A 10,141-nucleotide genomic window follows, 5' to 3' on the forward strand; every position below is an offset into this window, starting at 1 on the left:
CGAACCCGAGGCTCTCCAACCACATGGGCTCGAACCACGAGAACGGGACGTAGATCTCGGCGGCGTCGATCTCCTCGGCCGGGTCGGTGATCCCGGCCTCGGCCCACAGGGCCGCCGCGGCGTCGCGACTGGCCTGCGGGTTGGCGTAGTCACGGCCGGCGAAGGTCCCGGGCTCGGTGCGCAACGCGGTGGCGTGCACCCACGCGACACGGCGGCCGGTGGACTCGACCTCCTCGGCGGCCTCGGCGTCGCCGAGGACGATCGCGCACGCGCCGTCGGACGACGGACAGGTCTCGTCGAAACGGATGGGGTCCCACAGCATCTGCCCCTGCAGCACCTTGTCCACGGTGAGGTCGGGCTGCTTGAGGTGGGCGTGGGGGTTGATGGACCCGTTGAGGCGGTCCTTCACCGCCACCATCGCGCCGACGTGCTCCGGGGCGCCGGTGGTGCGGATGTAGGACCGCACGTGGGGGGCGAAATACCCGCCGGCTCCCGCGCCGACGGGGGCGGTGAACGGCACGGGCAGGCTCAGGGCCCACATGGCGTTGGATTCGGACTGCTTCTCCCACGCTACGGCCAGGACTCGTCGGTAACGGCCGGACTGGATGTGCGACGCGGCCACCACGGCCGTCGAACCACCGACGGAGCCGGCGGTGTGGACGCGGAGGAGCGGTTTGCCGACCGCGCCGAGCGCGTCGGCCATCATGAGCTCGGGCATCATGACGCCCTCGAACAGGTCGGGGGCCTTGCCCACGACCACCGCGTCGATCTCGTCCCATCCCACGCCGGCGTCGGTCATGGCGGCGTCGATCGCCTCGCGGCAGAGGCCGGACATGGAGACGTCCGTGCGACGGGCGACGTGGTGGGTCTGGCCGGTGCCGAGAACGGCCGCGGGGAGACCAGAGCTGTGGGCGCTCATGCGGGGCGTCCTTCCAGGAGGCAGATGAGGTTCTGCTGAAGCAGATGTCCGCTGGTGGCGTGGGCGAGGGCGCGTTCGGTGCGGCCCTCCATGACGTCGTTGGCGGCGTACCCGATGCGCTCGAGCCCGGCGGAGAACAGCGGGTCCGCCAGCAACGATCCGCCGGACGGTGTCACGGCCACGTCGTCGCCGATGCCCAGCGCGGAACGCAGGAGCAGTTCCTGGTGCGTGTACTGGGTGTGCAGTTCGGCGACGGTCACTCCCCCGAGATCGGGCCGCTCTCCGGATGCCCGGGTGGCGCGCACGGCGGCGGCGCGGGCCGAGGGGGAGTCGGTGAGATCGCGGGCGCCGAACTCGGCGGAGTCGGCGATGTGCTCGATCCCCGTGACGTAGGCCGGGGTGTCGACCAGCTCGCGTGCCCGGTCGCCGGAGGCGAGGATTATCGCGCCGGCGCCGTCGGTGACCGGCGGGCAGTCGTGGCGGCGCAACGGGTCGGCCACGTACGGCTCGGCGAGCAGCTCACGTTCGTCCCTGCCGGTGGCGCGGGCGGCGACCGAGGCCATCGCACCCTCCGACCACGTGCCGGCGTCGATCCCCGCGCGGGCCTGCAGTGCGGCCATGTGGTGCCGACCCGGCCAGAGGGGCGCGACCGTGTACGGGTCGAGCTGCAGTGCCATTGCCGAGTCGAGGTCCGTGCTCGCCGAGGCCTTGCCGAACCCGTAGACCAGCGCGGTGTCGGCCTGTCCCGTGGCGATCTTGAGGTAGGCCTCGAAGAACGCCCAGGCGGCGTCCATCTCCACGTGCGATTCGCTGATGGGGGGCACCGCGCCGATGGTGTCGACGGCGGAGATGAAGGAGAAGGCGCGCCCGGCCAGGTAGTCGCAGGAGCCGGAGCACCAGAAGTCGATGTCGGTCCGGTCCAGACCCGTCTGGCGGTAGCACTCGGCGAAGACGGGCGCGAGCATCTCCACGCCGTTGGTGGTGCCGAAGGTGGACTCTGTGTGTCGGGCGTGGGCGAAACCGACGACGGCCACGTCCCGGGGTGCGGTGGGGGTCACGGGTGTCCTCTACAGATGATGGGCGTAGGTGTCGGGGTCGGCGTCGGGATCGCCGGTCGGCTCGAAGTGCGTGATGGCCTTCATCGAGGCGGGGCGGTCATCCTCCGGGGTCCAGATCGCGCGCACGCGCATTCCCATGCGCACCTCCGAGGCCTCGCAGCCCAGCACCAGGTGCTGGATCGGGACGTCCGACCCGTCGAGGAGGATGTACGCGGTGACGTACGGGGGCGTGATCTCCTGTCCCGCGAACGGCACGTTGACGATGCCGAACGTGGTGACGGTCCCGACGTCGGAGACCTCCACGTACTCACCCATCGCCACCCCGTCCGAGGGGCAGTAGTCCCGCGGCGGAACGTACACCTCGGGCCCGTTGGAGCGTCGACGCCCGAGCATCCGGCCCTGCACGATCGCCCTGAGGAACTCGCTCTCCGCGGGCGAGGCGGTGTGGGTCACCGAGAGTCCGATCGGCGTGATGAGCATGGAGACCGCCTCGTCCCCGGAGGACTGCCCCAGCTCGTCGTCGCCCGGGCCTGTGCCGCCCGCCGCGTCCGCGGGGACCACGCACGCGATGTCGTGGATGGTCCCGGTCCGCTCGGCGGACCACTGCAGACGCACGCGCATCCCCGAGTGCACGGCCTCGGGGCCCTCGGCGGCGAGGGGCAGCAGGATGGCGGTGTCGGCGCCGTCGAACCGGACCAGGGCCCACGCGAAGGGTGAGTCGAGCGGGGCGACGTCCGCGGGCTCGGGAACCCAGGTCCAGACGACGACGACGCCCTCGATCCCGGTCCCCGAGCCCACCTCGACGAGGTCCGTCAGGGCCTCGTGGGTGACGGGGTCGAACTCCACGGGCGGCACGTGGACCGCGCCGCGGGAGTCGCGTGTCCCCACGAGGCGGCCCTCACGCAGGCCGGTGAAGAACGCGCCGAGGACCGGTCCGGTCGACCGGGTGTAGTCGAAGGACGGGGCGAGCGGTGCCGAGAGCACGGGCTCGTCGGGCGGGATGATGTCGACAACGATCTCTCTGGATGTCACCCCACAAGTAGAACACGTTCCAGTGCGGGGCGTGTGGCTTTTCGCGGGCCCGCCCCGCGCCGCGGCGGCGTGGGTCACACTGGGGCCCATGAAATTCGCCTTGCAGCTCGGATACTGGGGCGCCCAGCCGCCCACCAATCACGCCGACCTCGTGGTGGCGGCGGACAGGGCGGGGTTCGACACCGTCTTCACCGCCGAGGCCTGGGGCTCGGACGCGTTCACCCCGCTGGCCTGGTACGGCTCGCTCACCGACCGCATCCGCCTGTCCACGGCGGTGGTGCAGCTGTCCGCCCGGACGCCCACGGCCACCGCGATGAGCACCATGACCCTGGACCACCTCTCCGGCGGTCGCTTCTGTCTGGGCCTGGGTGTCTCCGGCCCGCAGGTGGTCGAGGGCTGGTACGGGCAGCCCTTCGCCAAACCGTTGGCCCGGACGCGGGAGTACATCGACATCATCCGTGCGGTGCTCCGCCGCGAGGCTCCCGTCACCTCCGACGGCCCTGCCTACGCGCTGCCGTACCAGGGCCCCGGCGCCTCCGGCCTGGGCAAGCCGCTCAAGTCGATCCTCCACCCCCTGCGCGAGGACGTGCCCATCTGGCTGGGCGCCGAGGGGCCCAAGAACGTCGCGCTCGCGGCCGAGATCGCCGACGGATGGCTGGGGTTCCTGGCCTCGCCGCGGACCGCCCACGAGTTCAACGCCTGGCTCGACGAGGGATTCGCCCGTCCCGGGGCCCGGCGTACCCGGGAGGACTTCGAGGTGGCGTTCCTGTGTCAACTCCACATAACGCAGGATCGGCGCTCCGTGCTCGACGCCTACAAGCCGTTCACCGCGCTCTACGCCGGGGGCATGGGCGCCGAGGAGAAGAACTTCCACGCCGAGGCGTTCCGTCGGATGGGTTTCGCGGACGATGTCGACCGCATCACCGAGCTGTTCCGCTCCGGTCGCAAGGAGGAGGCCGCGGCGGCGGTGCCCGACGAGATGGTCGAGGCCACCGCGATCATCGGCGACGAGGACTCGGTGCGCTCCCAGATCGCCGAATGGGAGGCCGCGGGCGTGACCATGCTCGTGGTGACGGCCCGCTCGGTCGAGGAGATCGAGTCACTGAGCCGGCTGATCGACTGATCCGGTCTGTCAACCGGGCGGCATGATGCGCACCGGCTCGCCGGCGTGATCCACCACGAGGAACCCGCTCTGGTGGACGTCGTTGCGCACGTGGACGGTGTAGCTCGGTCGGCCGGCGTCGTCCGCGGCGACGTTGAGGAAGGCGTCGGTCTCCCCTGCGATCCCGAGGCTCTCGGCGGCTCCTGCGACGACCGGCGCGATCACGGCGGCATCGAGGTCGGCCAGCCGGAACGACCCCTCGCGCGTGCTGGGGCTGTCTGCCCACCCGGACCAACCGCCGCGGTAGATCTGCCGCAGTGTCCGGCTGGGGTGCTCCGGGTCGGTCCAGGACAGCACCGCGTGCTCCGGGTGCACCACCAGGCTCGTGGCCAGCTCCGACCCCGACGCCCGACCGGCGCTCGAGAAGATCCGCTCGAGGCCCTCGGGGGACAGGGGGGCGGGATTGTCGAGGACGCGCCCCTCTCCCTGTCCGCCTCGGGCCGGGCGGTCCGCGGCCGTCGCCTCCCGCCCGACGGGGTCCGGGTCGTCGGAGGCGGAGAACGCCAGGAACGCCCCGGTCATCAGTGCGGCCACCACGAGCGCCCCCGCGAGGACACCCCAGGGTCGACGCCCGGGTCCCGTCGGCGGGGACCACTGCGTGGTCACGCCTCTCGTGAACGACTCCGCGGGGATCGGACCCGCGTCGCCGTGCAGCCGGACCCTCACTCCCTGGAGGTCGGCGAACAGTGGGCGCAGCTCGTCGACGTTGCGTGCGGCCGTGGCCGTTCGCACCCGCTCGTAGTGCTCGAACTGGTCGAGTTGGCCGCTGGCCAGCGCGGAGTCGAGCGCGGTGATGACCGCGGTGCGGTCGTCGTCGGTGGCCCGGATCGCCCGGGCTCCGGAGGAGTCTGCGGACATGAGATGAGAATAGTCCTCCGGGTCAATCCCTGGACCTCCAACAGGAACACGTTCTAGTCTGGTGGTCATGAGCGCACCCACACCCTCTGTCCCCGCCGACGCCGGAGTCCCGGACCCCCGGACCGGCGAGCACGTCACCAGCGTCTACCGGATCGCCCAGGCGGAGCCGGACCGCGTCGCGGTGATCGAGGCCTCCGGCCGTCAGGTGACCTTCGGCGAACTCGTGGACGCCGCACACGGCCATGCCCGGGGACTGCGCGCACTGGGTCTCGGGGCCGGGGACGGGATCGTCCTGCTGGCGCCGAACGGCATCGGATTCCTCGAGGTCTACTTCGCCGCCCTCGAGATCGGTCTCTACGTCGCTCCCGCCAACTGGCACCTGACGGGGCCGGAGGTCGCGTACATCCTCGAGAACTCGGGTTCGACGGTGTTCGTGGCCGACGAGAGGTTCGCCGACGTGGCCACCGTCGCCGCGACGGAGGCCGGGCTCGACCCCGCCCGCTGCTACGCGATCGGCGACGTGCCCGGGTTCCGCCCGCTGTCCGAACTCGCCGTCCCGGCAGAAGGGGAGGACCCCTTGCCGTCGGACCGCACCCTCGGCGCCCCGATGCTCTACACCTCGGGCACCACCGGCCGCCCCAAGGGTGTCCGCAGGCCGCTGACCGGTGCCTCGCCCGACCAGGTGACAGTTCCCAACTACTTCTTCTTCGCCGGCTTCGGCATCCAGGGCCCGGACAACGTCCACATCTGCGGCTCGCCGCTCTACCACACCGCGGTACTCAACTTCGTCGCGATCTCGCTCAACCTGGGTCAGACGGTGGTCCTCATGGACAAGTGGGCCCCTGAGGAGATGCTGCGCCTCATCGACGCCCACGGGGTGACCCAGTCCCACATGGTCCCGACCCAGTTCTCGCGCCTGCTCGAGCTGCCGGAGGACGTGAGGGCGAAGTACGACGTGTCGAGCCTCCGGACGATCGTCCACGGCGCCGCACCGTGTCCGAAGCACGTCAAGCAGGCGATGCTGGACTGGTGGGGACCCGTCCTCACCGAGTACTACGCCGGCACCGAGGGCGGCGGCTGCACCATCACGGGCGAGGAGTGGCTGCGCAAGCCCGGGAGTGTGGGGCGGCCGTGGAAGACCACCACCCTGAAGATCCTCGACGACGACGGCAACGAGCTCCCCGTCGGCGAGACCGGCAATGTCTATCTCCAGATGCACGGGTCCAAGTTCGAGTACCACCAGGACGAGGAGAAGACAGCCAAGACCTATGTGGGCGAGCTGTTCACCATGGGCGACATCGGCTACGTGGACTCCGACGGCTACCTCTTCCTGTGCGACCGCAAGAACGACATGATCATCTCAGGCGGTGTGAACATCTATCCCGCCGAGATCGAGTCGGAGATGACCCGCCACGAGGCGGTCCGCGACGTGGCTGTGTTCGGCATCCCGCACGCCGACTGGGGTGAGGAGGTCAAGGCCGTGGTGGAGCTGGCCGAGGGATACGTCGAGTCCGACGAGCTCAAGGCCCAGATCCTCGAGGACCTCTCCGGGCGACTGGCCAAGTTCAAGATGCCGCGGTCGATCGACGTGGTGCAGGAGCTGCCCCGTCAGGCCAACGGGAAGTTGGTCAAGCGCACGCTCAAGGACCCGTACTGGGCGGACGCGAAGTAGGCAGCCCGGCGTGGACGCGCCTGATGCGCGTCGAGCACGCCGGAAAGGCTCGACACGTGAGGTACGGGATGGCGTCCTCGACGTGACCGATGCGGTCGAGACCCGGGCCGTGGACACGGAAGTGGTGCGGTTCTGGCCAGAATCCAGAGCGGGCGGCGTTGCTGCGCTCAGATCCTCCGCCGAGACTACTCGGCGTCCTCTCTGCCGGAATCTGACAAGCGCTCAATTGGTTGGTGCGCGGGCTGTCGTCTATTGGCGCACTACGGACGGCACGGACATGACGGCTCGGAAACATGGACTCATGTTCAGATGAGTGTTTATTTCTGAAGTTGCCTTCACTAGTGTTGCGTACGTCACACCGTGCGCACCGTGTCTTCGGCGATCAGCGTCGATCCGTGTACGGGGGTTCATCGAGACCAGGAGGGGTTCATGGGGAACGGAAAGACGTCCCGGAGCGTAGCCGGAGCGACCGCGATGGCGGCCGTTGCTTCTCTCATTGTGGGCGGAGCCGGTGCCGCCTCGGCGGAGCCGATATCGGCGAGCGCCACGTACTCGGGCGCATTCGCGTCGAGTTTCCGTATCGACCGGACGGTGAGTGAGTCGTCGCCGACCTACGGGGATCAGGTGACGGTGCGGACCAATGTGCAGCGCACGTCGCTGGCCGATCTGCTCTACGGGGTCCGGAGTGACGTGCCGTCCTGTTTCGAGCGGGTTGCCGGGACGACCAGGGGGCAGGCATCCGGGGGTGCTCTGATCACGGAGTCCAACAGCCAGTTCTCGTTCTCGGGAAATCGCGCCAACTGGAGTGGGCCAGGCGTCGGGCCGGGGTTCTGGATGGAGACGGATTACCGAGTGCTGTGTGGCGCCGGTAGCGTCCCGACCGGGGGTGCGGAGTTCGCCTCTGTCGCGGGGCAGTACCGGGGTTCGATGTCGCTCGGCCCGACCATCACCGTCCGGCGAATGGGCACCTCGGTGTTCCTGGCACAGCCCACCAACCCGGAGGTCGGCCAGCAGGTCACGCTGAGGGTCACGACCTCCGGCGTCCCCGATGGTGGTCAGGTCGTCTTCACCGTGGACGGCCAGAATGTCGGCAGTGCCACCGTCTCGGCGAATCAGGCGACGCTTCCGTGGGTGCCGTCCGGCGCGGGTGCCAAGCAGATCCGAGCCAGTGTCGCGCAGACCGGCACCCACGGAGGTTCTGTGTCGCAGGTACGTGACGTTATCGTCTCGCCGAGCAACGTCGCTTCCACCGTGACAGTCGTGGCGGTGGGCTCACCGAAGGTCGGACTGAGTACCCGGCTCACCGCGACGGTGTCGCCGGCGGGGGCTGGTGGCGAGGTCGTGTTCCTCGACGAGGGCTCCCAGATCGGCGCGGCGCCTGTCGGAGCGGACGGCACCGCGAGCATCGACTGGGTTCCGTCGGCGGGAGGCGAACGCACGATCGATGCCACCTTCTCCGGGCGCAGCGGCGTGGCCCCGTCGAACGGGGCGATCCCCGTCACCGTGGCCGCGGCCGATCCGAGCAACGTGGCGACCACGACCACGCTGGATCCGATCACGACGACACAGGTAGGGCGGCAGATCATGCTCAGGGCCGCGGTCGATGCGGGCATGGCCGGGGGGATAGTCAGTTTCTACGACGGCAACGAGCTGATCGGCACCGCTCCGGTCCAGCCGGATGGGACGGCGAGCCTGCCCTGGAACCCGACCACCGACGGAGAGCGCACCATCCGCGCTCTCTTCTCCGGACACGGCGTCTACCTGTCCTCGCAGGACACCCGCCAGGCGATCATCACGCCGAAGACTGTGAACCCGGAGCCCGAGCCGACCGAGCCGGCGACGGGCAGCCTGGGCTCGCTGACGAGTTCTCTCGACGGCGGTGGCGGAGTCGTGACCCTGAGCTCGCTCGGGACCTGACCGAGGAGTCCCCGGAGCCCCGCGGTCTGCGGACGGCGGGGCTCCGCAGTCGGTATGTCGCCGGCACGGCCTCGTCGACGGTGGCACTGGCCGGCCCCGCCTCGGTGCACCCGCCGCCCTCGTCGTCGTACCCATGGCGTCGGTCACCTACCGCCACCTACTCTGGACGCATGACCAGGACCCCGACGGCCCGTGATCTCACCCTCGCCCAGATCCTCGAGCGGCAGCAGCAGGCGTTCCTCGCCGACCCGCAGCCCGCCGCCGGGATCCGGCGGGACCGGATCCAGCGGCTCAAGCGCCTCGTGCTGGACAACGCGGCCGAGTTCACCGAGGCGATCCGGGAAGACTACGGCTGCCGACCCGAGACGTTCTCCACGATCACCGACATCGCCTCATCGATCCCGGACCTGGACCATCAGCGCGGCCACCTCGCCCGGTGGATGAAGCCGACGCGGGTCTCCCGGGCCCTCGACGCGGCGGGGTTCACCCAGCAGGTCCGCCATGATCCCAAGGGCGTCGTCGGGATCATCGGCCCCTGGAACTTCCCCCTCTATCTGACGATCGTCCCGGCCGGGTCGGCGCTCGCCGCCGGCAACCGGGTGATGATCCGGCCGTCGTCGGTCACCGCCCACACGACAGAGGTGCTCTGCGACCGCGCCCCCGAGTACTTCGCCGTCGACGAACTGGCCGTCGCGGGACCCGAGCACGGGCGCGGTTCGGACTTCTCCGTCCTGCCCTTCGACCACCTGTTCTTCACCGGGTCCCCAGGGGTCGGCAGGTCCGTCGCAAGGGACGCCGCGGAGAACCTCACCCCGGTGACGCTCGAGCTCGGCGGCAAGAATCCCGTGGTGGTGGACACCAGCGCCGACCTCGACCGGGCCGCGCGCGGTATCGCGGCCTCCCGCATGATCAACGGTGGCCAGGTGTGCATGTGTCCGGACTACGTCTTCGTCCCGGAGGACGCCGTAGACGACTTCTGCGAGACCGTCCTGGACCAGTGGCGCCACACCCTGCCGGCCATCGTGGGCAATCCCGAATACACCGCGATCGTCAACACCTCCAACTACGAGCGCATCGTCGGCCTGATCGAGGACGCCGTGGCCAAGGGCGCGGTGCGGCGCGACGCCGCCCCGGTGGGGGAGCGGTTGCCGGACGCGTCCCTCCGGAAGATCGCCCCCACGCTGCTCACCGGCGTGACGCCGGAGATGGAGATCGACTCGGACGAGGTGTTCGGGCCCGTACTCACGGTCTTCGGCTACCGGGGGCTCGACGAGGCCGTGCGCTACATCAACGAGCGGCCCAGCCCACTGGTCCTGTACTGGTACGGCGAGAAGAACAGTCGCTTCGACATCGTGGCCGACCGCACGCGTTCGGGGAACATCTACGGTAACGATTTCGGCATCGGGATGGCCTCCCCGGCCATCCCCTTCGGCGGGGTCGGCAACTCGGGCATGGGCGGGTACCACGGGCACTACGGCTTCCGGACGTTCAGCCACGAGCGGGCCGTGGCCATCCACTCCTAC

8 protein-coding genes are annotated in these 10,141 nt (G+C 69.9%); 4 read left to right on the top strand and 4 right to left on the bottom strand.

Annotated elements, in window-relative coordinates:
* The 3 genes from G6026_RS14175 to G6026_RS14185 all read right to left on the bottom strand — a co-directional run.
* Window positions 1-919: thiolase domain-containing protein (locus G6026_RS14175; RefSeq protein ID WP_182613547.1), on the bottom strand; the 919-nt coding region annotated here is incomplete at its 3' end.
* Complete coding sequence (locus G6026_RS14180) at window positions 916-1,977, bottom strand: thiolase domain-containing protein (protein ID WP_182613548.1); 1,062 nt, start codon at window positions 1,975-1,977, stop codon at window positions 916-918. The genes G6026_RS14180 and G6026_RS14175, both read right to left, overlap by 4 nt.
* Before the next feature lie 9 nt (window positions 1,978-1,986).
* Window positions 1,987-3,009, bottom strand: a complete 1,023-nt coding sequence (locus G6026_RS14185) for an OB-fold domain-containing protein (protein WP_309230167.1) — start codon at window positions 3,007-3,009, stop codon at window positions 1,987-1,989.
* Between the two features lie 88 nt (window positions 3,010-3,097).
* On the opposite strand from G6026_RS14185, the gene G6026_RS14190 reads away from it, so the two are divergent.
* The gene (locus tag G6026_RS14190; protein ID WP_182613549.1) at window positions 3,098-4,132 is read left to right on the top strand and encodes an LLM class F420-dependent oxidoreductase; all 1,035 of its coding nucleotides are present in this window, start codon (window positions 3,098-3,100) and stop codon (window positions 4,130-4,132) included.
* 9 nt (window positions 4,133-4,141) lie between these two features.
* Here the strand turns inward: G6026_RS14190 and G6026_RS14195 are convergent, their stop codons facing one another.
* Window positions 4,142-5,029 (bottom strand): DUF1707 domain-containing protein, encoded by an 888-nt coding sequence (locus tag G6026_RS14195; RefSeq protein WP_182613550.1) that lies wholly within the window; start codon window positions 5,027-5,029, stop codon window positions 4,142-4,144.
* Between the two features lie 67 nt (window positions 5,030-5,096).
* On the opposite strand from G6026_RS14195, the gene G6026_RS14200 reads away from it, so the two are divergent.
* The 3 genes from G6026_RS14200 to G6026_RS14210 all read left to right on the top strand — a co-directional run.
* Window positions 5,097-6,701 carry an acyl-CoA synthetase gene (locus G6026_RS14200; RefSeq protein ID WP_182613551.1) on the top strand — a complete coding sequence of 535 codons (1,605 nt, stop codon included), beginning with the start codon at window positions 5,097-5,099 and terminating at the stop codon, window positions 6,699-6,701.
* 591 nt (window positions 6,702-7,292) lie between these two features.
* Window positions 7,293-8,618, top strand: coding sequence for an Ig-like domain-containing protein (locus tag G6026_RS14205; protein ID WP_182613552.1), 1,326 nt, complete (start codon window positions 7,293-7,295; stop codon window positions 8,616-8,618).
* Window positions 8,619-8,788: 170 nt separating this feature from the next.
* On the top strand, window positions 8,789-10,141 hold a 1,353-nt coding region (locus G6026_RS14210; RefSeq protein ID WP_241728096.1), incomplete at its 3' end, for an aldehyde dehydrogenase family protein.

The sequence above is a fragment of the Dietzia sp. DQ11-38-2 genome (genome assembly GCF_014145055.1).
Classification (GTDB): Bacteria; Actinomycetota; Actinomycetes; order Mycobacteriales; family Mycobacteriaceae; genus Dietzia.